Origin of the sequence: Nonomuraea sp. NPDC049758, assembly GCF_040674635.1 — a bacterium.
Classification (GTDB): domain Bacteria; phylum Actinomycetota; class Actinomycetes; order Streptosporangiales; family Streptosporangiaceae; genus Nonomuraea.
Genome location: NZ_JBFAMZ010000006.1, coordinates 240,181 through 263,092 on the forward strand (window position 1 = coordinate 240,181; position 22,912 = coordinate 263,092).

The window sequence follows — 22,912 nt, forward strand, 5'->3', positions numbered from 1 at the left end:
CGCTCCCAGGCGGTGGAGCGGTAGCGGTATCTGTGGTTACCGACCTATGCCGTATATCTACTTACGGCCGAACCGGAACCGGCGGGCAGTCGCGAACAGCGTGGCCGACGCGGCGAACATCGAGCCGAGCAGCAGCGCGAGCAGCGAGCTGGAGTTCATCCCGGTGAGACCGGCGGGCTGGGCGGCGCTCATCAGGCCCAGGTTGCCGACCGGCAGGCCGCCGGTGGCGGAGGTCACGGCGCCGCCGACCGGGGTGGAGGAGAGCAGGTCGGTGGCCGGGGAGAGCGGCGAAGAGGGACGGGCCGGCGCCCTGCGCACGTGGTCGGTCCTGTCGGCCATGTGACGCTTGCCGGGCCGGACGGGCACCCGCTTCTCCCAGGACTTGGCCGGCATGTCCACCTCGCCGGGCCTGGCCTGCGCCGGACCCTGCACCGGAGCCTGCGCCTGGCCGGGAAGGCCGGGCAGCTCGGGCAGGGCGGGCAGGCCCAGGGTCTTGGACGCGTCGTCCACGAGCGGCAGCGAGGACAGGCCGCCGCCGACCGGCAGGCCCGAGCCCTCCAGCTGCTGCGTCACATTGCCGGGAACCGGCAGGCCTGAGCTCTGGAGCTGCTGCGTCACGTTGCCGGGAACCGGCAGGCCGCCGACGTCGGGCAGACCGGGCACGGCGCCGGTGCCGTTGACACCGTTGAGCGCCGGGACGGCGGGCACCGCGGGCAGCAGCCCGCTCTTGGCCGCGGCCTGGTGGCCGGTGGACCGCAGGAACTGGCCGTAGCCGCCCGGGTTGCCGGGCTTGCCGACGTGCGCGCCGCCCAGGCAGCCCGCCGCGGCGTCGCCCAGCACGGCCACGGCGTTGCCGCAGACGTTGACCGGGGCCGTGATCGGCGCGATCACCTGGTTGCCGCTCAGCACGCCCGAACGCCCGGAGGTCGAGTTGCCGCCGCCGCCCACACCGTTGTGCGGCCAGACGGCCGCGCCGCCCTTGCAGTGGGCGCTGGAGGCGCCGAGCACCGCGGCCGCGTTGCCGCAGACGTTGAGCGGAGCCGTGATCGGCGCGATCACCTGGTTGCCCGCCCCGACGCCCGACTGACCGGAGGTGTGGTTGCCGCCGGCGCCCCGGCCGCCGTTCTTGACCGAGACGACGCCCCGGCACCCGGCGAACGCCTTGCCGAAGGCGGCCACCGCGTTGCCGCACACGTTGATCGGAGCCGTGATCGGCGCGATCACCTGGTTGCCGCTCAGCACGCCCGAACGCCCGGAGGTCGTGTTGCCGCCCGCCCCGGAACCGGCGCGGGTGTTCAGCACCGTCGCGCCGCCCCGGCAGTTGGCCACCGCGTTGCCGACGGCGTTGCCGCAGGCCGTGATGGGCAGGTTGACGGGGGCGATCACCTGGTTGCCGCTGCCGGCGCCGTAACGCCCGTCGGTGTCGTTGCCCGTGGAGCCCGGCGCGGCCATGTGGTGCAGCCAGCCGCCGCCGCCCGAGTTGGTGACGCTGGCGCCGCCCTGGCAGCCCGCGAACGCCCGCCCGAACACCGCCACCGCGTTCCCGCAGATGTTGATCGGCCCGTTGACCGGCGCGATCACCTGGTTGCCGCCCAGCGCGGACGAGCGCCCGGACGTACGGTTGCCGCCCGCGTTGCCGACGCCGCTGTTGTGCGCGGAGGCGCCGCCCTTGCAGCCCGCGGTCGCGTCGCCGAAGATGGCCAGCGCGTTGCCGCAGGCGTTGATCGGAGCCGTGATCGGCGCCGTGAGCTGGTTCCCGCCGATGAGGCTGGAGTCGCCCGAGGTCTGGTTGCCCCCGGCGCCGCCCTTGCCCTTGTTGTGGACGGTCGCGCCGCCCCGGCAGCCCGCGTCCGACTTGCCGAACAGGGACACCGCGTTGCCACAGGCGTTCAGCGGCGCGGTGATCGGCGCGTTGACCTGGTTGCCGCCCAGCACGCTGGAGTTTCCCGAGGTGCGGTTGGGGATGTCGCTCGGGCCGGCGTTCTCGACCGAGGCGCCGCCGTGGGACCCGGCGGACGACTGGCCGGCCGCGCCGACGGCGTTGCCGCTGATGTCGATGGGCAGGTTGATCGGCAGGTTGACCTGGTTGCCGCCGCCGACCGAGGAGTTGCCCGAGGTGTCGGCGAAGGCCGCACCGCTGCCGAACGACATGACCGCGACCGCCAGAAGGGCCGCAGGAGTAGATGCTCTAGCCCACGTACGCATGGTGAATGCTCCTAGTGGTTCTTGGGGGGATACCTGAAACGGTTCGCGGGCAGCCGAGGCCGTGCGAGGTCGCACACAACGGTGACCTCGGATTCGCGAACAGGTTGACTGACGTCTCACCCGCCGGCGGAGGGGATCTGACCACGCTCCGCCGTCGCTCTCCGGACGGGACGTCCGGGGCGTGTGGATATGGCGGGATCAGTCAGGTGAGAAGGAAGGGTCGTCCGCCGCTGTGCGGACGACGGGGGGCAGCACACGCGCCATGACGGCGGACTGGTACTGCAGCCGCGGGTCGACACCGGACCTCGCGACATCCCCCATACCGGGCCCGAACGGGCCGCTGCCACCACCGTTGGGCACCAGTCCATCGGTGTCCAAGATCTTTCCGGCGGAGGATGGTGGTGGCAGACCAGGATCCTGCTGGCTGTTGAGACCGTCCACGGTGCGGCCGGCCATCGCCTCGGCGTTGTCCGACGCCGAGAGGTAGCCGGGGACCGAAAGGGGAGCGGGGGCCGCGTCGGCGGCTCCTGTGGTGGCCGCAGTGGCATCCGCGGCCGCCGGAGCGGCGGACATGGCTCCGAACACGACGGCGAGCAGCCATCCGGCCGCCACGAGGGCGCCCATCGTGGCTGCCCGCACGACAACCCTGCGGGCACCGGCCGCGAACCGCGCCATCCGGTCGGCCCGCTCGGCGGTCGTGTCCTGCTCCGGGAGCGTCGTGGGCACGCGGCGCGCAGCGAGGGACGACGCCCTCGACTGCCCGACCTTCGTGCGTGCCACGTGACCTCCCAGCTTCCGGAACCGGCCTCACGTCGTGAGGCCGGTCCGTGGACTCACCCCTCAACGATCCGTAACCGTAGCAGCACCCAAAGTTGCCGCAAGGGCTTTTCAGCAGAGACCCCGAAAAAGGCCAAAGACACGCTGGTCCGCTTCACGGAAGACACCTGGGAGGGTCATCAGGACGGTCCGGCGGGGCCGCCGGAGAGGCGGCGCCTCTCCCCTGTGCCGATACTTGGTATGACTCACCCCCCAGAGTTTGCTAACCTTACGGAGCCGACGCGAGATGACGTCCCGCGTGCAGGCACCAAGTCCGGGTGGCGGAATAGGCAGACGCGCTAGCTTGAGGTGCTAGTGCCCAGTGATGGGCATGGGGGTTCAAGTCCCCCCTCGGACACACCGCACACATGTGGAGGCACCGGTTCAACCGGGCCTCCACATTTTGCTTTCCGGGCAGTACGTGCCCCTCGCCTCAGCTGCGCAAAGAGCTCACCTGTCATCAGGGACCGCCCTGATCAGCCGTTGCCGCAAATGATCGCGGCGAACCTGCAGTCCACGGGGAAGGCGGCTCGCGCTCTGATGAACGAAAGCGATCAAGCAGTCCCACACCAGCAGCGCGCCGGCGACCTCTTCACTTTTTGTCGGACTAGAGGCTACCTTCCCAATTCTTGGGCGTTTCGCACGACACCAACCTCTTGGAGATTTATCGTCCTACGATACGAGCGCGAAAGGCCGGTGGACATATGGTGCAGCGTCGCACCGATAGGGACGAATGTGAGCATCCCGCCCCGTTAGGGCGCGTTCGGGAGCTGCCCTCGTTCCAGAAGGCGGCTCTGATCGTGACGGACGCGGCTGGACGGGTATCCGGCGACGATCTCATGACTGTCCGCGCCTACCCTTCCGACCTGCGCAAAGCCATCCTGAGCCACGCAGGGCTCGCCAATCTGCGGTCAATGAACGCGCCGGCGGCCACGACGCTCGCACGCCTTCTCCACGGCAGCGACAGCAGGCGCCGAACCTCCCTGATCTGCACGCTGGCCGCGTACTTCATGCCCGCATTTCACAATTACGACGATTTATCCAAAGACGAATGCGTACGACTACTGTGTGGCGGGCCCGGCGCCGATGTCCTTTCTCGTACGCGCGTCCTCTCGATACTGCTCGCGACCACCGCGAATTTTCCCGACCCGATCATCGACCTCATGCTGGCCGACATCTACCGGCACGACGAGGCCTTGTCCCCGATGGCACTCGGCCTGCTCGTACACTCCTGCGATCGTCTGGGTCCCGAGGCCGCCGAGGCGGTGCGCGAAGGCTGGCGCGAGCTGCGGAACCTGCATCCGGAGCTGCCCGAGGTGCCCGTCCCGATTCACGAACTACGCAACGCGGCCCTGGCGCTTCTGCACGAGCAGCACAAGAGGGGCAGCGCCCTCCCGAATGAGGAACCGGATCCAGCAGTGAGCGACACCGTCGACGATCAGTCAGCGACAGCCGACACCCACGGTCGGATGACCGAGATCGATCAGCCTTCCATCGAACTGTTGTGCCACGAGTTGGATCAGTTGCGCGAGACCTTCTCGTCGGCCTGCCTCGCGGCTGAACGCGTACGGGCGGCGCTGGAGCGGGCGGAGCGTCCACTCGACCAGGACGTCGAGGTCATCCTGCGCGGCATCCAGGACTTCGACGACCTACGGGACCGGTTGCAGGCCCGGCAGGATCTGCCGGTTCCGACGCCGACCGTCGCCACGTTCCAGCAGGTCCTGGACCAGCTCCGGTCAGCAGACTCTCGGCGTGCCAAGCTCCGGTCGCTGACCGGGATCAGCGGGCCGGCCTCCATCGAGGGCCTTTTGAAGGAGGTCCGCGAGGCTGCGCGCACAGAGTCGCCGATTCTGGAGCCACTGGTTGAACTCATCGGCCTCGCCGGCGTCACGGAGTCCCTCCTGGAGATCGTCGAGGCAGAGCAGCGCTTCCGCGACCTGGCTCCGCGGCATTGGTTGCCCCTGGCGACGGCAGCCGCGCACGGTTGGTTGATCCTGACCGACGATGAAGACGCACATGACCCGGCCGACGGGCAGGAGACGGCAACTCCCCCCGTGGACGAGCCGACGCCCACGCCTCTCCGCAATGCTGAGCCGGCCCTTCCCACGCACCGGCCGGAGGTCACGGCCACCGTCCCGCCACCGGAGCCGGTGCAGCCGACGGAGGACGATCTGCACGATCTCGATGCATTCATCGAGGAGAAACTGAGTCGCAGACTCGCACCGGTTTCTACCGCGTCCCCGCCTCTCACGACTGCCGAGACGGACGCGCACGAGCCGGCGACTCCGGCGAGTGACGTGGTCAAGGCCACGGAATCCGCCACGGCCGAGGCACCGGCTCTCTCCACATACGATCTTCCGGAACTGGACGGCGCGCTGAAGGCCGAGGCGTGCGCCCTGCGGAGCAGGCGCTTCGGGCTCGCCGCCTGGGTTCGCGACGTCGCAGGTGGGTCATCCGCCGAGGTGAACGCCCGCCGGTGCGCGGCGATCGCCGGCGAGATGAGCGAGTTCGCCGGTCGGCTGTCGGCCGCGTTCGCGGAGTCCGCCGCCGATCTGTCGATGAGAACACTCAGTGACGACACCGCTGGGCAGCTTCTGGCATGGGCTGCGGCATTGCGCATCTGTCTGGTGCATCCCACTCCTGAAGCGGCACAGTTGCTCGACGAGCTGGCGCCATTGCTCTCGCCGTACCCGGGGCTGGCCGCGTACGGCGACGGCTTCAGCAAGTTGGCCCAGGCCGGTGCATATCTGATGCCAGGGCTGTCGGGCCAGATATACGACACGTCTCAAGCGGAGGTCAGCCGCCGCGAGGCATCAGAGGCCGCTGCCAGGCTCCTCAGCGAGGGCCCCTCCCAGACGATCAAATTCGCCCTGGCGACCGAGGTGTGGAAGAGCCTGCTGCAGAACGCCTCCAGTGGCCCCGGGAGGCTGCTGGCGATCGCGGCCGCCGATGACACTTCCCACGTTGAGGACGTACGCCAGGACTTGGGCCGGCTCAGGGCGGGAGGCGCGCTCGACCGGCTCATCGACGAAGAGGCAAAACAACGTGCCACCAGGCGCAGCAGCAACCACATCCACTCGGGCGCCCGCGCGAAGCTGATCATGAAGATCGACAAGGCGTTGGATGTCGTCGCGGCATGGGTGGCCGCGGTCCACGAGTTGGAGTCGTCCCGTGTCGACGATTCGGGCGTCGCACGCGTGATCAGGCACTTGAACGACCTGCGTTCGACCGTGGGCCAGAACCGCCGCCGAGCCGATGAGGAGCTGACGCGGCTCACGAACTCTCCTGATCCGATCGTGGCGGCGGCGGCATCCGGCGCCGAAGCGTTGATCGCCGACACCTTGTGGCGACTGGACGGCGGGCAGAGTGACCGGATCGAGCCTCCACCCGCTCTCGTGCTCAACAGCGACCTGCTGCTGTCCCCGGCGATCCGGGTGGCGGCGGAAGGCCTCACCCCCAAGGGAAAGCCCTTGTTGGAGGAGCTCGTACCGCTCTGCGCCTCGACCGCGCGGGACTGGCGGGCTGCCTTCGAGGCTCGGGCTCAGCGGGGGGACCACGAGGGCACCCGCGCGCTGCTGTCCGTCCTGGCGTACGAGGAACCAGGCCTGGCCGTCGAGCTTCGTCCACACCGTGACAAGTCGGTGGACTCGGCCCGGCAACGGCGCGGCGATCGCATCGAGGACCTTCAGGACCGCATCGCGGAGTGGCGTAGGGACGGTGTCCTTCCGGAGGGCGTGGCCAATGACTTCGTCACCCGGCTGCACGCCCTCGACAGCGATGTCCGCGATGACTTCGACGTCATCGAGGAGGCGCTGGCGGAGTTGGAGCGGGAGATGACAGGCGTCCGCGACAACGAGATCGCCTCCGACGAACGCCTTCTGGCCGAACTGAGCGCCGAGAACGCCGACGTGGCAGCCGTCCGGGAGCGGATCGAGGCATACGTCGGGGCCGGGGACCTGACTACCGCGCGCGAGTTCATGGCCCAGGCGAAGGCGGGCAATGAACTGCCCCAGGTCAGTGACGCGGTCGACCACCTGGAGCGATTCTTCCCCGCCTTTCCGCAGGCCTTCGAGGATCTGTCCTCCGCCCCCAAGGGGCGGCAGCGCGGGAGAGAGGGTGATGAGTGGCTCCAGAGCCTCAAAGACGCCCTGCACAGCGGCAACGACGTGTCCGACGCCGATCTGAGGGCGCTCCTGCGTCGGGCCGGTCTGTCGGTTCCCGGCATTCCCCGTGGCCGCCGCGGCCTGGCTCTGAACGGCATTCGCACCTGGCAGACCATGTCGCAAGGGCCGAAGGCCGCCGGGAACTTCAAGAGCGCGGTGGCGGCGGTCCTGCAGATGATCGGCCTGGAAGGCGTTCAAGAGCCCGCCAATCCCGAACAGAACCGGCAGTGGATCACCCTGAAGCAGGTACAGCGACTCGGCGACTCCCTCCTACCCGCGTTCGGATCGCGCATGAGCCCTTCGGGCGACCGGCTCAAGCTGCTCCTGGTGTGGCGACCGCCTGGTCCCCAGCAGGTCATGGAGTGGCTCAAGGACCAGCCGGAGGACCAGACGGTCCTGGTGTTCTACTTCGGGGTGCTCTCCGCTGACCAGCGCAGGCAGCTCGCGACGCTGAGCCGCCGTCGGCCGACGCCCGTCGTGGCTGTGCTCGACGATGCCGCCATCACCTACCTCGCTTGCGTGCCCGACGCGAACTGGGCGACAACGCAGTGTCTGTTGGCCCCGTTCACCGCCGCGAACCCGTACGCGCCCACGGGCGACGTCCCCGAGGAGATGTTCTATGGCCGGCAGGGCCAGCTGAGGGAGGTCACCAGCCCAACCGGTTCCTCGTTCGTGTACGGCGGCCGGCAACTCGGCAAGTCCGCGCTGTTGCGCAAGGCCGAGCGGAAGATCCATGAGACCGATCCCCATCGCAGGGTGATCTCGGAGATCATCCAGGACATCGGCAGGGTCGCCAAGGTCACGGCACTCTGGCCCAGGCTCGCAGGCAGGCTTGCGGAGGCCGGCGTGCTGTCCGGCGGCGCGGCATCACTGACGGATCCGGCGGAGATCTGCCGGGAGGTCAGAGAGTGGATCGACGGCGACCCGGCCCACCAACTGCTGATCCTGCTCGACGAGGCCGACGAGTTCCTCAACAGGGACGCGCGGGACGAGTCCTTCGCCAATGTCATCAGCCTGCGCAACCTGATGAAGGAGACGCACAACAGGGTCAAGGTGGTCTTCGCCGGCCTGCATCAGACGGCACGGTTCGAGAGCCTGTCCAATCAGCCGCTGGCCCACCTCGGCACACCGATCGCGATCGGTCCGCTCGACCCGCGGGACGCCTACAACCTCCTCACCGAGCCGCTGGCGACCCTCGGGTTCCGTTTCCCCGACCGGCTGGCGGCACGGGTGATCGCGGAGGCGAACAACGCGCCCGCCCTCATCCAGTTGTTCGCGGACGCCCTGCTCACCCGACTGCGCCGGATCTCGACCTCCCATACGGCGCTTCCGTACGAGATCACACGCGATGACGTGGATGCGGTCTGGCGTGACAACAAGCTGGCCCGCGGGTTCCGCGACCGGTTTGAGTGGACCCTGAATCTGGACAAGCGTTACAAGGTCATCGCCTATACCGTGGCGTTTCACGCGCTCGAAGCGGGCCCCGATGTCACGCTGACGGCCAATGAGCTGCGCAGTGAATGTCAGGAGTGGTGGCGACAGGGGTTCAGCGACTCCACCAGCGACGGCTTCCGCGGGTTGCTGGACGAGTGCGTGAACCTGGGCGTGCTCGCCGCGGACGGTGAGCGCTACCGGCTCCGCACGCCGCACATACTTAACCTTCTGGGCGGCGCCGAAGAGGTCGAGACCATCCTCGGCCAGGCGGACGCCTTCGAGCTGCCCGACTCCTTCGACGCTCAGTCCTACCGCTACGCCTACAAGACACACGGCGAACGTTCGCCGCTCACTGGCAGTCAGATCACCCGGCTTCTCGGCCCGCGCAACGTACTGCACCTGGTGGCCGGCTCACTCGCCTTGCAGATCGACCGGGTGGCCACGGCCTTGGAGGACGCGGCGGCCCAGCACAAACAGGCGCAGACGCTGCGCGTCGGAGCGGGCCTCACGCTGGAGGGCGCCGTGCAGCGGGCAGCCCAGAGCGCGGAGCACGATCTGCTGATCGTCGATCTGACGGGGCTGCCGTACAAGCGAGCCGCCGCAATGGCCAGGACCGCCGCCAAGGCGATCTCCATGCCGACCAAGGGGCACCTGTCCGTCGTGCTGATCGCACCCCCGGAACACGCCACGGAGTGGCTCGCCACGGCCCGTCCCGCGGGGTACGGCGAGGTCGGGGACTGGACGAACACGGCAGACCTGATCGAGTTGCAGCCGTTCAACAAGGCCGCCGTCCGTCAGTGGATGCATGAGGAAGGGCTCGGCTTTCAGGACGAACCCAGCCAGGACGCGCTCTTGCGCATCACCGGCGGCTGGCCGTCCCTGATCAGCAGGGTGGTCCACGCGCTCAAGGGGGGCAGGGCGGACCGCGATCTGGCGCTGGAGGCCTGTCAGGCCAGTGTGGAACGGTCGCCGAAGGAGTTCGTGCAGTCGACCGGGGTCCTGAGCGACAAAGTGATCCGTACGGCCTGGCGCACACTCGTCGAGACCGACGAATGCGACACACCGGAAGTGCTCGCCGAATGGCTCACCCTGGCGGCGGCAGGTGACGAGCCGCATGCGCTGTCGGAATCCGGGCTTGCGGAGGAGGGCTACATGTCCACCTCCGACCTCATTGAGGTGCTGCGAATCCTCGGAGCCCTACGCCCGCTGAGCGACGGCAGACTTCGGCCGGAGCCCGTGCTCGTGAAGGCCACGCAGCTGATGGGACCGCTCGGTGACTGACGCACTCCTCCCGGTCCTCCAGGCCGCGGCCGAGGTCTTCCTGGCCAGGCCGGCGCTGGCCGCGCAGGCCCACCACCGGGACCAGTTCGTACGCGATCAGCGCCAGGTCATCCTTGAGGCGCTGGTCCGCATCCCGGCTCTCAGGACGCAGGTGCGGGATCGTCTACGGTTTCCACCCGGCCCCCCGGATCTGGAAGCCATTCTGTCCGAACTGGCCCTGTCGCAGGACGACGAAACCGTGCGTGCAGCGGTGCGGCTGGCCGAGCAGCTCAACAGGGAACGCCAGTTACAGCAGACCCAGTGCAAACGCCACCAGAACAAGGTGCACGAACTACGTGCCAAGCTGGACACCTCAAGAGGTCGCCAGGAACACGCTGTCACGGCGTTGAAGGAGGTCGGCGACGCGCTCGCCGAGGCCGAAAGGCGGTCGGAGGAGCTCGAAGTCCAGGTGGCGGCGTTGCAGCGCCGTCTGCATGACCCCCGGACGCTGGCAGCCAACCTGCTCGGCATTCTGCAACGGCCGATGGAACAGAGCGACGAGGGACCCGAGAGCCGGGACCCGCGCAATCCTCGTCAGCAGGCTCGGACGGCGCTCCCCGCCGGGCCGGCCGCCGAGACCGCCGGCATCGATACGGAGGTCCTTTTCGCCGGGCTTCAGGCGCTGGTCGTCCCGCAGCCGAGCACGCCTCCGGCGGCAGTCGTCAAGGAGCGGCACCTACGGGTCACCCCGCTGGGCGGCGCGAACGAGATCGGCGGTTCCTGCGTGCTGGTCGAGGCAGGTGGCACCAGGCTGCTCGTCGACGCGGGACTTCGACCGGGCGACCCGGCGCTTCCGCCCCGGGGCATCACCGACGCCTTGTCCGGGCCCCTTCATGCGGTCGTGGTCACCCACGCGCACACCGACCACTGTGGCTATGTTCCCGCGCTGGTGGACCAGCGCCCAGAGGTGCGTGTCATCGCCACCCCCGAAACCACGCTTCTGATGCCTCGGATGTGGATGGATTCGGCGAAGCTCATGAGCGAACGGGCGCGCCTGCATCGTGAGTGGGGGGCGGACGACCAGGTTCTCTATCGGAACGACTCCGTCTCATCCGCCACCCAGCGGTGCGAAGAACTTCCGTTCGGTGTGGAACGGGTGATCCAGGATGTCTCGGTGGAGCTGTTTCCCGCGGGTCACATCCTCGGCGCAGCCGGCGTCGTCGTCCGGGCGGGCGGGCAGCGGATCGTCATAACCGGCGATATCTCGGGTTTTCGCCAGGAAACGGTGGATGGCTACGCCATCCCTGACTCGGCTCGCGAGCCGGACCTCCTCGTCATGGAGTCCACCTGCTGCGCCGAGGACCACGCACCAAGGGAAACCCGGGTGAAGGACCTGGTCAGGGCCGTCGAAGACATCTACGCGGGCGGCGGAAGGGTGCTCATCCCTGCCTTCGCCCTTGGACGCGCCCAAGAACTGGCCATGATCATGCGTTCCCGTCTGCCCCACGTCCCCGTGCTCGTCGACGGGATGGCCGCGTCGATCGCCTCGTCGTTCGAGCAGATCACCTCCGCTCGGCCCTCTCCCCTGCGCATCTTCGGCGACAACGTGCGCCGCGCCCAGCGGCCGCGGGACCTGTCCGCGTTCACCTCCGGCGTCGTGATCACCACCTCCGGGATGCTGAGCGGGGGCCCCGCGGTTCAATGGGCCGCCCAGATCCTGCCGGAACCGCACAGCGCCCTGTTCCTGTCCGGCTACCAAGACGAAGAGTCCGCGGGCGCGCGACTCCTGCGACTGGTCGAGGAACAGGCGCCTCATCTGACCATCGGCGATCGCGGTGGCGACAGGGACGTTCCCCTGAAGGCGCGGATCGAGATGATGCGGCTGTCCGCCCACGCCGACAGGCGAGGGCTTCTGGAGATCGCCGACGAAGTCGGAGCTCACCAGGTGATGCTGGTCCACGGCCTCCCGCATCGGCAGCGCGACTTCGGCCGGATCCTTGAGATCCGCGGCCATCGTCTCGCTTCGACAAGTCCGTGGGCGTGATCCCTGTCGGGCGGAGGCAGTGGCGGCATCGCCGGTTCTCCCGGGCTGATGAAGGCCTTCGAGGGAGGCCAGGCGGGACGCGGCGATGAGTTTCGTCGGTGGGGATGGTCAGTATGGGGGTGACGAGGACTGCTGACGAGACCCATGACCGCCAGACCGGCCGTGACGAGGCCGGGCCCGAGACCGATAGAGGTACCGTGTCCAGCCCACAACTCGAATCATCCGCCAAGGGCGTGTCCGCCGGTTCGGGCCGTACGCCCGCCGTGATCCGGTTGCTGGTGCTGGCGACGTTCGTGGTCGTGCTCAACGAGACGATCATGATCAACGCGATCCCCCGGCTGATGGACGCCATGCACATCACCGAGCAGACCGCCCAGTGGCTCTCCACGGCCTTCATGCTGACCATGGCCGGGGTCATCCCGATCACCGGCTGGTTCCTGCAGCGGGTCACCACCCGCACGGCGTACACCACCGCCATGGGGCTGTTCCTGCTGGGCACGGCGCTGGCCGCGGTCGCGCCGGTGTTCGGGGTGCTGCTGGGGGCCCGGATCGTCCAGGCGTCCGGCACGGCCGTGATGATGCCGCTGCTGATGACCACGCTGATGCAGGTCGTTCCGGAGAAGGACCGGGGGCGGGTGATGGGCAACGTGACGCTGGCGATCTCCGTCGCCCCGGCCATGGGTCCGGCGATCTCCGGGGTGATCCTGCACTTCGGGTCGTGGCGGCTGCTGTTCGCGGTGGTGCTGCCGATCGCCGGGCTGATCACGTGGAGCGGCCTGCGGCAGCTCAGGAACACCGGCGAGCCCGAGGTCAGCACGATCGACTGGTTCAGCGTGGTGACGGCGGCGGCCGGGTTCGGCGGGCTGGTCTACGGGCTCAGCCGGTTCGAGGGCGGGGACGTGCGCGTCGCCGCCGCCATCACGGTGGCCGGGCTGGTCACCATCGCCGTCTTCGTGGTGCGCCAGCTCGTGCTGCAGCGGCGCGGGACGCCGCTGATGGACCTGCGCACGTTGCGCCACCGCACGTACACGGTGGCGCTGGTCCTGATGTCGGTGGCCTTCATGGCGATGCTCGGGTCGATGATCCTGCTGCCTCTCTACCTGCAGAACGTCCGGGCGCTCAGCCCGCTGGAGACCGGGCTCCTGGTGATGCCGGGCGGGCTGGCGATGGGCCTGCTCGGCCCGGCCGTCGGCCGCGTGTTCGACAACCGCGGCGGCCGGGTGCTGGTCATCCCCGGCGCGATCGGGATCATGCTCGCGCTGGCCGGGTTCACCCAGGTCACGATGACGATGCCGTACTGGCAGCTGCTGGGCCTGCACGCGCTGCTCATGGTGAGCCTGGCCGCGACCTTCACCCCGGTCTTCACGCTCGGGCTCGGAGCGGTCCCGCCGCACCTGTACCCGCACGGCAGCTCGATCCTGAGCACGCTCCAGCAGGTCGCCGCGGCGATCGGCACCGCGCTGGTGGTCACCGTGATGAGCGCGCGGGCCGACACCCTGCGGGCCGAGGGTCTCACGCAGGCGCTGGCGACCCTGGGCGGCATGCGGCTGGCGTTCGTGGTGGGGGCGGTCCTGTCGGTGGCGGTGGTGGTGACCGCGCTGCTGCTGCCGTCCCGGGCGGAGCGCGCCGCCGAGCACTAGGGGGCGGTGGCGCCCAGGTAGGTGAGGACGGCGCGCACCCGGCGGTTGGTGTCGTCGTCGGCGGCGAGGCCGAGCTTGGCGAAGATCGTGGTCGTGTACTTGCTGATGGCGCCCTCGCTGAGGAACAGCCGGGCCGCGATCGCCGCGTTCGACAGGCCCTCGGCCATCAGTTCGAGCACCGAGCGTTCGCGTTCGGTGAGGGTGGCGAGGGGGTCGGCGTGGGCGGGGCGGCCGAGCAGCTTGGCGACCACCGTCGGGTCGAGCGCCGTGCCGCCGTCGGCGACGCGGGCGAGCGCGTCCATGAACTGGCCGGCGTCGAGTACGCGGTCCTTGAGCTGGTAGCCGACGCCGCCCTGGCCGTCGGCCAGCAGTTCGCGGGCGTAGAGCTGCTCCACGTGCTGGGAGAGGATCAGCACGGGCAGGCCCAGCACCTCGCGGCGGGCGGCGAGCGCGGCCTGGAGCCCCTCGTCGGAGAGGGTCGGCGGCAGCCGCACGTCCACGATGGCCACGTCGGGACGGTGGCCGACCAGCGCTTCGAGCGTCGCGGGCCCGGAGTCGACGGCCGCGACGACGGTGTGCCCGTACGCCTGGACGAGACGGACGAGCCCGTCGCGGAGCAGGAAGAGATCCTCGGCTATGACAATTCGCACGGCACCGCCACTGAGACGCGGGTGGGACCCCCGAGGGGGCTGTCGATGTCCAGACGGCCGCCGAAGGCGGCCATCCGGCGTCTGACGCCGTCCAGGCCGGAGCCGGCGGACGCGCTCGCCCCGCCGGCGCCGTCGTCGGTGACGGTCGCGGTGAGGGTCCGCGCCTGCGGCTCGTAGCCGAGCTCGACGGTCACGCGGGTGGCGCGGGCGTGTTTGGCCACGTTCGCCAGCAGCTCGGCGACGGCGAAGTAGACCGCGGACTCGACCGGACGCTCGGGCCGCGCGGGCACGGAACTGCGTACGGCCACCTCGACGGGCGCGTCGAGTGCCAGGGCCCGGACGGCGTCGACCAGGCCGCGCTCGGTGAGCACCGGCGGGTTGATGCCGCGCACCAGCGAGCGCAGCTCGGCCAGCGCCGCGATCGACGAGGCGCGGGCGTCGGCCAGGATGGCGCGGGCGGCGGCGGGGTCGGTCTCCAGGAGGTGTTCCGCGGCCTGCATCGACATGCCCATGCCGACCAGCCGCGCCTGGGCCCCGTCGTGCAGGCCGCGCTCGATGCGTTCGAGCTCGGCGGCCTGGGTCTGGGTGAGGTCGGCGCGCACGGCCTCCAGCTCCGCCACCCGCCGGCCGAGGCGCGAGTCCGGGATCGGGCCGAGGAAGCGGCCGGCCAGGGGACCGAGGACGCGCCAGGCGAAGGGCGCGGCGGCCAGCCCGCCGACGATCAGGGCGAGGCCGAGGCCGCGGAAGTCCGGGACGAGCGCCAGGTAGCCGCCGCCGGCCAGGCCGACCAGCGGCAGGGCCGCGACCGGCAGCACGGTCAGCCCGGCGAGCACGCACCACAGCCCGTCCCAGTGCAGCTGGGGGTCGTGGAAGCGGGCGTTCATCCGGGCGCGGCGGCGGGCCTCCCGTTCGGACTTGTGGTACTCCTCGCCGTCCCACCAGTGGCCGGTGGCCATGCGGGTGACCGGCGAGGGGGTGCGGTAGGCGACCTCGATGCGCAGGCCGAGCCAGCGCGCGGCGAGCCGGCGGGCGGCCTGGCTGAAGGTGCGGCTGGTCAGCGGGTGCACGACCCACAGGGCGACGGCGATCCACAGGATCACCACCAGCGTCTCGCCCAGCAGCGCCAGGGCCACGACGAACGGGGGCGCGGTCAGGTTCGCCGACCAGGAGTAGGCCAGCTTGGCGCCGAAGTGGCCGACGACGACGCCGACGACCGGCATCAGGCAGGTCAGCAGGACCAGGACGGCCGAGCGGCAGAGCCCGAGCACGATCTCGGCGCCCCAGCGCAGGGGCCCGCCCCTCGCGGGCGGTCTCACCTGCCAGCGTCCTTCGGCACGGCGCCAATTGTGCCAGGCTGCCCTTTTCTGCGATGTCCGGGCACCCTTTTGATCGTCCCGAGCGGGCGGGCTGTCATGTCTGTCTTCTCCGGTTCCCGGGCGATGCCGCCCGACCTGGAAGAACGTACGACTGAAGGCACCTCCCCCGGTATCCCGCTACACCCCCGTACGAAGGGGGCCCAGACCCACCGCGACGCCGACGGCGGCGCGGACGAACGCGGCCACGGCCGGCGAGCGGGACCCCTGCGGCCACCCCACGGCCAGCTCGGACGGCGACAGATCGGCGACCTCCCGGTAGGCGATGCCCGGCCGGGGGTGCCGCCGCGCCACCGAGACGGGGACGAACCAGACGGCGCTCCCCAGTTCCACCAGGTTGCAGACCTGGGCCAGGTCCAGGCCGGTGCGGCGCGGCCGGTGGCCGGGGAGGGGTTCGGCGCCGTCCCGCTCGGCGGGGGTGCCGTCGGGCAGCGGCCGGCCGGCCAGGTCGGCCATGGCGAGGACGGGCCGGGCGGCCAGCGGGTCGGCGGCCGGCAGCGCGACCAGGCGGGGCTCGCTCAGCAGCGGCTCGGTGTCGAGGTCGCGGTCGTCGAAGGGGGTGGTCAGCAGCGCGACGTCGGCCCGGCCGTCGCGCAGGGCGGGGGCCTGCTCGTTGCGCCCGCCCAGGAGCAGCTCGACCGGGAGCGCGCCCTCCTCGTCGCGGTAGGCCGCGAGGATCCGCGGCAGCAGCCCGGCGTCGTAGTCGGCCTTGAGCGCCACCCGGAGCCCCGGCTCGGGACGGGCCGCGTGCCGGACCCGGCGGGCCGCCGCGGCGACCGCGTCGAGGGCGGCCCTGGCGTCGCGCAGGAAGACCTCGCCCGGCGGGGTGAGCGCGACCTGCCGCGTGGTGCGCTCCAGCAGGCGCACGCCCAGCCGGCGTTCCAGTTCGCGGATCGCCCGGGACAGCGGGGGCTGTGCCATGCCCAGCCGCTCGGCGGCCCGCCCGAAGTGCAGTTCCTCGGCCACGGCCACGAAGTAGCGGAGCTCGCGGACCTCCAGGTCATTCATATCCGCAGGGTATCAATGGTGATCGGATCGGTCCTTCAGGTTCGCCGCCGCGCTCGGTTGACTGGCCGTACCCCCCGGGCACGACGTCCCCGATTCCCCTTGGAGTTCTCCTTGATCGTCATCACCACGCCCAGCGGCCGGATCGGCCGGCAGGTTCTCGACCTCGTCCTGGCCGCGGACGAGCCGGTCCGCGTCGTCGTACGGGAGCCGGCCCGGCTGCCGGCGGCCGTGCGGGAGCGGGTGGAGGTCGTGCCGGGTTCGCACGGCGACGCCCGCGTCGTCGAGGAGGCGTTCGCCGGCGCCGACGCCGTGTTCTGGGTCGTTCCGCCGAATCCGCGGGCCGCCGGCCTCGACGCCGCCTACCTGGACTTCAGCCGTCCGGCCTGCGAGGCGTTCGTGCGCCGCGGGGTGGGCCGGGTGGTCGGGGTCTCGGCCCTGGGCCGCGGCCTGCCGCTGAACGCCGGTCTCGTGACGGCCTCGCTGGCCATGGACGACCTGATCGCCGCCACGGGCGTGCCCTACCGGGCCCTGACAATGCCCTCGTTCATGGACAACCTGCTCGACCAGGCGGCGGTGATCAGGGACCAGGGCGTGTTCTTCTCGCCGGTCCACGGTGACCTGAAGGCCCCCGTCTGCGCCACCCGCGACATCGCGGCGGTGGCCGCCGGGCTGCTGCTCGACCGCGGCTGGAGCGGGCGGGCCGACGTCCCGGTGCTCGGTCCGGAGGACCTGTCGGGCGAGGACATGGCGCGGATCATGTCCGAGGTGCTGGGACGGCCGGTCGGCCTGCGGCACGTGCCGATGGCGGCGTTCACGGCCATGCTGGCCGAACAGGGCTGGTCGGAGGCGATGGCCCAGGGGATGGCCGACATGATGGAGGCCAAGAACCAGGGGCTGGACAACGCCGAGCCGCGTACCCCGCAGGCCGGCACGCCCACCGGTTTCCGCCAGTGGTGCGAGGACGAGCTGCGGCCGGCCGTCCTGGGGTGAGCGGTCCCTTGTGCGGGGCTCCGGTGCGGCGTAGCGTGACTGATGACCAGATTTCATATCTAGTCATGAGGTGTGGCGCATGGCGGAAAGGGCGGACCGGATCCTCGACGCCGCGGGCGAGCTGCTCCTGCGTCACGGCTACCGCAGGGTCACCGTCGACGACATCGCCGGCCGCGCCGGGGTCGGCAAGGGCACCATCTACCTGCACTGGCGGACCAAGAACGAGCTGTTCGAGGCGCTGCTGCTGCGGGAGTCCATCGAGGTCGTGGAGGAGTTCGCGGCGCTGCTGCGGCACGACCCCGCCCAGGTGCTGCCGCATCGTTTCTCACGGGCGGCCTTCGTCTCCATGAGCCGCAGGCCGCTGCTGCGGGCGCTGTTCACCACCGACATCGAGCTGCTGGGCAAGCTGGCCAAGCACCCGCTGCGCAGCCACGACGTCCTCGCGGCCGAGCGGTTCCAGCGGGTGGCCGACCGGTACGGCCTGCTCAGGCCCGACATGCCGCACCCCCGGTACACGCTGAGCGCCGCGTCCACGGGTTTCTACCTGCTCGGCGGCATCGACACCGTCGGGACGGAGCTGAGCGTCGAGGAGCAGGCGGACGCGCTCGCCTTCACCGTGCTCCATGCCTTCGAGCCCGCCGTGCAGCCGTCCGCCGAGGTTCTGGAGGCGGCGGCGGCGGAGTACGTCGCAATTCTCGAGGAACTGATCCCGCCCTACCGAAAGTGGATCTACGACTAAGGAGAGGCGATGTCCGACATCGTCGAACGGTACAACATCTCCAAGCAGCACTTCTGGCTGCACGGGCCGCGATCGGGCCCGTCCGTCGAGTACGACGCCGCCGCCGGGATGTACAACGTCCACGGCTACCAGGAAGTGCACGACGTGCTCGCCGACCCCGTCACGTTCTCCTCCGACACCATGCGGCTGATCCCCAAGGGGCTGCTGCCGGAGGGCGAGGACTTCTCGATGAAGGGGTTCATCACCCAGATCGACCCGCCGGAGCACGGCAAGCTGCGCAAGCTGGTCAGCAGCGCGTTCACCCGCAAGGTCGTCGCGGACCTCGAACCGCGGATCGCCCAGCTCACCCACGAGCTGCTCGACGCGGCCGACGGCCGCGACCGCCTGGAGCTGGTGGCCGACCTGGCCTATCCGCTCCCCGTCATCGTCATCGCCGAGCTGCTGGGGGTGCCGAGCAGCGACCGCGCCCTGTTCAGGCAGTGGGCCGACGGGCTGTTCCAGCGCGACGCCAAGGTCTCGCTCGCCGAGCCGGTGGAGAGCCAGAGCGCGAACGTGGCGAACACCCTCAAACCATGGCGGGAGATGACGCAGTACCTCGCCGGGCACGCCGCGGAGCGCCGCGCGCGGCCCCGCGCCGACCTGCTCACCAAGCTGGTCGAGGCCGAGGTGGACGGCGAGCGCCTGCCCGACGACCAGGTCGTCAACTTCGCGATACTGCTGCTGCTCGCCGGGCACATCACCACGACGATGCTGCTCGGCAACACGGTCGTGTGCCTGGACGCCTTCCCCGGCCAGCAGGACAAGGTACGGGCCGACCGCTCCACCGTGCCGGCCGTGATCGAGGAGTCGTTGCGGCTGTTCACCCCGTTCGCCGGGCTGGCCCGGTCGACCACCCGCGAGGTCGAGCTGGGCGGGGTGACGATCCCGGCCGACAAGATCGTCATGCTCTGGCTCGGCTCGGCCAACCGGGACCCCAGGCAGTTCCCCGACCCCGACGTCTTCGACGCCGGCCGCGATCCCAACCCGCATCTCGCCTTCGGCCGCGGCATCCACTTCTGCCTGGGCGCCCCCCTGGCCCGGCTGGAAGGGCGGGTGGCGCTGAACATCCTGCTCGACCGGGTCGGCGTCCTGCGCACCGATCCCGGCGACCCGGTGGTCTTCATGCCCACGCCGACCATGACGGGGGTGAACCGGCTTCCGCTCGTGCGGTGACCCGCCGCTGCGCGAGGGGCCGGTTCCCGCCCTCGTCAAGCGCGGGTCCAGGACGCGGCAAAGTGCCGCGCGTCGCCGTGGGCGTCCCGTCCTGTGGGGGGCAAGGTGGCTTGTTCACCTTCGTCGCACCACAAGAGGGGACGATCCTGGCTATGAGCGGCAAGCAGCGGAAGCTGGAGCTGAGCGTGCCGCAGATCGTGGGAAGCGCCCTGGCCGCGGTCACCGCCGCCGTCGCGGCCTCCTACCTCGGGACGGCGGGGACGGTGATCGGCGCCGCGATGATGAGCGTGGCCAGCACCGTCATCGCCGACGTCTACACGCATTACCTCAAACGCACGGGCGACAGGGTGAAGCAGCGCACGGCGGTCGCCCTGTGCAGGAGGAGGCCGCGGTGGGCCAGGGTGGGCGGCGCCGCGGCCCTGGTGTTCACCGTCAGCATGGGCAGCATCGTGATCTACGAGGTCATCGCGGACCGCACGGTGGCCGACCAGGTCGCCGGACGGGCCCCGGGCGAGGCCGGCAAGGCCCCCGGCCGCAAGGACCGCCGGGACGGGCGGGCGGCCGGGGAGCCGCGGCACGAACGTCCCGCGACCCGGCCGCCGAGCCCGACGCCGTCATCCGTGCCGTCCACCGGCCCGTCCGCGACGCCCACGCCGTCCGTGCCGGTCACGGTCACGCCGACGCCCACGCCGGGCGGGACGGGTTCGGCCGGCCCGTCCCCCACGGCCACGCCGGACGCCACCCCCTCGGACCCCGTCCCCACCGCCCTGCCCTCGCCGACCGACCGGGACCCGGGCGAGCCGGCCGACCCGAACTTCGGCGACCTCCTCTTCCGCTGACCCGGGTGTCAGGCGCACGTCCGGCGGGCGGTGCGCCGAGCAGTGGATCCCAAGTGGCTTCCAAGTAGGCGTTCCTAGGCTTGCCGGGAGTCGAGTGGAGAGGCGGGTGAGCCATGGGGGTGGCGGGTGACGGTTCCAGGCGGGGGGCGCCGGCCGTGAACGGTCCGTACGGCACGACGCGCCCGGCCCCGCGCCACGCGGCACCCCCCGCGCGGGACCCGCGGGAAGGGCAGGGCATCTACCGGGAGGAGGCGTTGCGGCACCGGGCGATGTCGCGGGTCACCCGGATGCCGCCGGTGATCAGCACCCCGTCGTTCCTCGCGCTGTGGCTGCTGGTGGCCGCGCTCCTGGCCACCGGCCTCCTGCTGACCATGGCCGCGGTGGAGGCGGTCGCCTGATGTTGCGCCGCCTGCCCGTGCTGCTCCAGAACACCGACACCGAGTGCGGCGCGGCCTGCCTGGCCATGGTGCTGTGCCACCACGGGCACCGCACCACGCTCCACCAGGTCGCCGAGCGCCTCCAGGTCGGCAGGGACGGCCTGAGCGCCAAGGCCGTCGTGGACGGCGCCCGCGACCACGGCCTCAAGGCCCGCGCCTTCTCCCTGGCCCCCGAGGACCTGGCCCGCGTGCCGCTCCCCGCCGTCGCGCACTGGGAGTTCAACCACTTCATCGTGGTCGAACGCTGGTCCCCCGACCGCGTGGACGTCGTCGACCCCGGGCACGGCCGCCGCAGGCTGACGCCGGAGGAGTTCGGGGCCGGGTTCACCGGCGTGCTGCTGGTGTTCGAGCCGGGCGAGGGCTTCCGGCGCGGCACGACGTCGGCGGCGAGCGCCTGGCGCAGGGAGTTCGTCCGGACGCTGTTCCGGCGGCGCAGGGGGCTGCTCGCGCAGCTCATCGCCGCCTCGTTGCTGCTGCAGGTGCTCGGGCTGGCGCTGCCGATGTTCTCGCAGCTCCTCCTGGACTCCATCGTGCCCAGGCGGGCGGTGGACGTGCTGTCCCTGCTGGGCGTCTCCGTGCTGCTCGCGGGGGCGGCCCAGCTGGTGATCGGGTACCTGCGGGCGGCCCTGCTGGTCGCCGTACGGGCCCGGGCCGACCAGGAGCTCACCGAGAGCCTGGTCAGCCATCTGGTGACGCTGCCGTACCGGTACTTCCAGCAGCGCGGCAAGGGCGATCTGGTGACCAGGGCGGGCAGCGTCTCGACGCTCGGCGACATCCTCACCGGGCAGGTCGTGGCGGCGCTGCTGGACGGCCCGCTGGCCGTGGGTTACCTGGTGCTGGTCTACCTCTGGGACCCGGTGTTCGGGCTGGCGCTGACCGGGCTGGCCGTGCTGCAGACGGTCCTGCTGCTGGCCACGACCAGCCGGATCGCCACGCTCACCCGGCAGGAGCTGACGGCGTTGTCGGCGTCCCAGACCAGCCTGATCCAGACGATCACCGGCATCGAGACGCTGAAGGCGTCGGGCGCCGAGAAGCGGGCCGTGGACCAGTGGTCGTCGCACTTCGCCAGGCAGCTCAACGCGGACGTGCGGGCCGGGCTGACCAGGGGGCTGCTGGAGTCGGCGCTGGCCGCGATCCGGGTGACGGCGCCGCTCGGGCTGCTGTGGCTGGGCGCCTGGCGGGTGCTCGACGGGCAGCTCACGGTGGGCGCGCTGGTGGCGCTGAACGCCATCGCGCTCGGCGCGCTGACCCCGCTCGGCTCGCTGATGACCGGGCTGCAGAGCCTCCAGCAGGCGGGCGCGCACTTCGACCGGCTGTCCGACATCCTGGCCTCGGAGCCGGAGCCGAGCAACGGCATCGAGGTGCTGCGGCTGCGGGGCGCGGTCGAGCTGAGCGGGGTGAGCTTCCGCCACGACCCGCGCGCCCCCTGGACCGTGCGCGACGTCTCGGTCTCCATCCGCCCTGGTCAGAAGGTCGCCCTGGTGGGCGCGTCCGGCTCGGGCAAGAGCACGCTGGCCCGGCTGCTGCTCGCGCTGCACACGCCCGTGCTCGGCGAGATCCGTTACGACGGCGTCCCGGCCGCCGAGCTGAACCTGCGCACGCTGCGCCGCCAGTTCGGCGTGGTCACCCAGGATCCGTCCCTGTTCAGCGGCTCGATCAGGGAGAACATCGCGCTGAACGAGCCGGGCGCGTCCCTGGAGCGGGTGGTCGCCGCGGCCCGCCTGGCGGCGCTGCACGACGAGATCATGGACATGCCCATGGGGTACGAGACGATGCTCACCGACGGCGGCGGCCTGTCGGGCGGGCAGCGGCAGCGGCTCGCCCTGGCCCGCGCCGTCCTGTCGCGCCCAAAGGTGCTGCTGCTCGACGAGGCCACCAGCAACCTCGACAGCGCCACGGAGGCGGCCATCGAGGCGAACCTGAGCCGGCTCGTCCAGACCAGGATCGTGATCGCCCACCGGCTCAGCACGGTCAGGGACGCCGACCTGATCCTCGTGATCGACGCGGGCCGGGTGGTGCAACGCGGCACCCACGACGAGCTGACGGCCATCGGCGGCAAGTACGCCGAGCTGGTCGCGGCCCAGGCCGTGCTCTCCTGACCC

General features: G+C 70.9%; 14 protein-coding genes and 1 tRNA gene. 10 read left to right on the forward strand and 5 right to left on the reverse strand.

Annotated elements, in window-relative coordinates; genetic code table 11:
- Positions 1-57 precede the first annotated feature (57 nt).
- Together AB0J46_RS18040 and AB0J46_RS18045 are read right to left on the reverse strand one after the other, a co-directional pair.
- Positions 58-2,205 (reverse strand): chaplin family protein, encoded by a 2,148-nt coding sequence (locus tag AB0J46_RS18040; protein WP_364332766.1) that lies wholly within the window; start codon positions 2,203-2,205, stop codon positions 58-60.
- 198 nt (positions 2,206-2,403) lie between these two features.
- On the reverse strand, positions 2,404-2,985 hold the full coding sequence (locus AB0J46_RS18045; protein WP_364332769.1) for a hypothetical protein: 582 nt from the start codon (positions 2,983-2,985) through the stop codon (positions 2,404-2,406).
- Between the two features lie 308 nt (positions 2,986-3,293).
- Here AB0J46_RS18045 and AB0J46_RS18050 point away from each other — a divergent pair.
- The 4 genes from AB0J46_RS18050 (at position 3,294) to AB0J46_RS18065 (ending at position 13,562) form a co-directional block, all read left to right on the forward strand.
- Positions 3,294-3,379: transfer RNA gene (locus AB0J46_RS18050), tRNA-Leu, on the forward strand.
- Between the two features lie 442 nt (positions 3,380-3,821).
- A complete protein-coding gene (locus AB0J46_RS18055) occupies positions 3,822-9,899 on the forward strand; it encodes a hypothetical protein (protein WP_364332772.1) in 6,078 nt (2,025 codons plus the stop codon).
- Positions 9,892-11,922, forward strand: coding sequence for an MBL fold metallo-hydrolase (locus tag AB0J46_RS18060; protein ID WP_364332775.1), 2,031 nt, complete (start codon positions 9,892-9,894; stop codon positions 11,920-11,922). The genes AB0J46_RS18055 and AB0J46_RS18060 overlap by 8 nt, the downstream gene beginning before the upstream one ends.
- Positions 11,923-12,119: 197 nt before the next feature.
- Entirely contained in the window at positions 12,120-13,562 is a 1,443-nt protein-coding gene (locus AB0J46_RS18065; RefSeq protein WP_364332778.1) for an MDR family MFS transporter, read from the forward strand.
- Here AB0J46_RS18065 and AB0J46_RS18070 read toward each other — a convergent pair.
- The 3 genes from AB0J46_RS18070 to AB0J46_RS18080 form a co-directional block, all read right to left on the reverse strand.
- Positions 13,559-14,212, reverse strand: coding sequence for a response regulator transcription factor (locus tag AB0J46_RS18070; RefSeq protein WP_364332781.1), 654 nt, complete (start codon positions 14,210-14,212; stop codon positions 13,559-13,561). The two genes, AB0J46_RS18065 and AB0J46_RS18070, sit on opposite strands and share 4 nt — an antisense overlap.
- Positions 14,197-15,528 carry a histidine kinase gene (locus tag AB0J46_RS18075; RefSeq protein WP_364332784.1) on the reverse strand — a complete coding sequence of 444 codons (1,332 nt, stop codon included), beginning with the start codon at positions 15,526-15,528 and terminating at the stop codon, positions 14,197-14,199. Before AB0J46_RS18075 ends, AB0J46_RS18070 begins: the two co-directional genes overlap by 16 nt.
- 177 nt (positions 15,529-15,705) lie before the next feature.
- On the reverse strand, positions 15,706-16,593 hold the full coding sequence (locus AB0J46_RS18080; RefSeq protein WP_364332787.1) for a LysR substrate-binding domain-containing protein: 888 nt from the start codon (positions 16,591-16,593) through the stop codon (positions 15,706-15,708).
- Between the two features lie 111 nt (positions 16,594-16,704).
- Here AB0J46_RS18080 and AB0J46_RS18085 point away from each other — a divergent pair, with 111 nt between their 5' ends.
- From AB0J46_RS18085 to AB0J46_RS18110, 6 genes are all read left to right on the forward strand, one after another.
- Positions 16,705-17,583, forward strand: a complete 879-nt coding sequence (locus AB0J46_RS18085) for an NAD(P)H-binding protein (RefSeq protein ID WP_364332790.1) — start codon at positions 16,705-16,707, stop codon at positions 17,581-17,583.
- A 79-nt stretch (positions 17,584-17,662) separates the two neighbouring features.
- Positions 17,663-18,322 carry a helix-turn-helix domain-containing protein gene (locus AB0J46_RS18090; protein ID WP_364332793.1) on the forward strand — a complete coding sequence of 220 codons (660 nt, stop codon included), beginning with the start codon at positions 17,663-17,665 and terminating at the stop codon, positions 18,320-18,322.
- Between the two features lie 9 nt (positions 18,323-18,331).
- Positions 18,332-19,534: a cytochrome P450 gene (locus AB0J46_RS18095; protein ID WP_364332796.1), complete on the forward strand. Its 1,203-nt coding sequence runs from the start codon at positions 18,332-18,334 to the stop codon at positions 19,532-19,534.
- Positions 19,535-19,686: 152 nt separating this feature from the next.
- A complete protein-coding gene (locus AB0J46_RS18100) occupies positions 19,687-20,373 on the forward strand; it encodes a hypothetical protein (RefSeq protein ID WP_364332799.1) in 687 nt (228 codons plus the stop codon).
- A 155-nt stretch (positions 20,374-20,528) separates the two neighbouring features.
- Positions 20,529-20,771 (forward strand): hypothetical protein, encoded by a 243-nt coding sequence (locus AB0J46_RS18105; protein WP_364332801.1) that lies wholly within the window; start codon positions 20,529-20,531, stop codon positions 20,769-20,771.
- Positions 20,771-22,909, forward strand: coding sequence for a peptidase domain-containing ABC transporter (locus AB0J46_RS18110; protein ID WP_364332803.1), 2,139 nt, complete (start codon positions 20,771-20,773; stop codon positions 22,907-22,909). Before AB0J46_RS18105 ends, AB0J46_RS18110 begins: the two co-directional genes overlap by 1 nt.
- Positions 22,910-22,912 lie beyond the last annotated feature (3 nt).

Excerpts from the sequence above, each read along its gene's own strand:
- AB0J46_RS18090 (WP_364332793.1), top strand. The coding sequence starts at position 17,663 with ATGGCGGAAAGGGCGGACCGGATCCTCGACGCCGCGGGCGAGCTGCTC.
- AB0J46_RS18110 (WP_364332803.1), top strand. The coding sequence starts at position 20,771 with ATGTTGCGCCGCCTGCCCGTGCTGCTCCAGAACACCGACACCGAGTGC.
- AB0J46_RS18080 (WP_364332787.1), bottom strand. The coding sequence starts at position 16,593 with ATGAATGACCTGGAGGTCCGCGAGCTCCGCTACTTCGTGGCCGTGGCC.
- AB0J46_RS18100 (WP_364332799.1), top strand. The coding sequence starts at position 19,687 with ATGAGCGGCAAGCAGCGGAAGCTGGAGCTGAGCGTGCCGCAGATCGTG.
- AB0J46_RS18040 (WP_364332766.1), bottom strand. The coding sequence starts at position 2,205 with ATGCGTACGTGGGCTAGAGCATCTACTCCTGCGGCCCTTCTGGCGGTC.
- AB0J46_RS18095 (WP_364332796.1), top strand. The coding sequence starts at position 18,332 with ATGTCCGACATCGTCGAACGGTACAACATCTCCAAGCAGCACTTCTGG.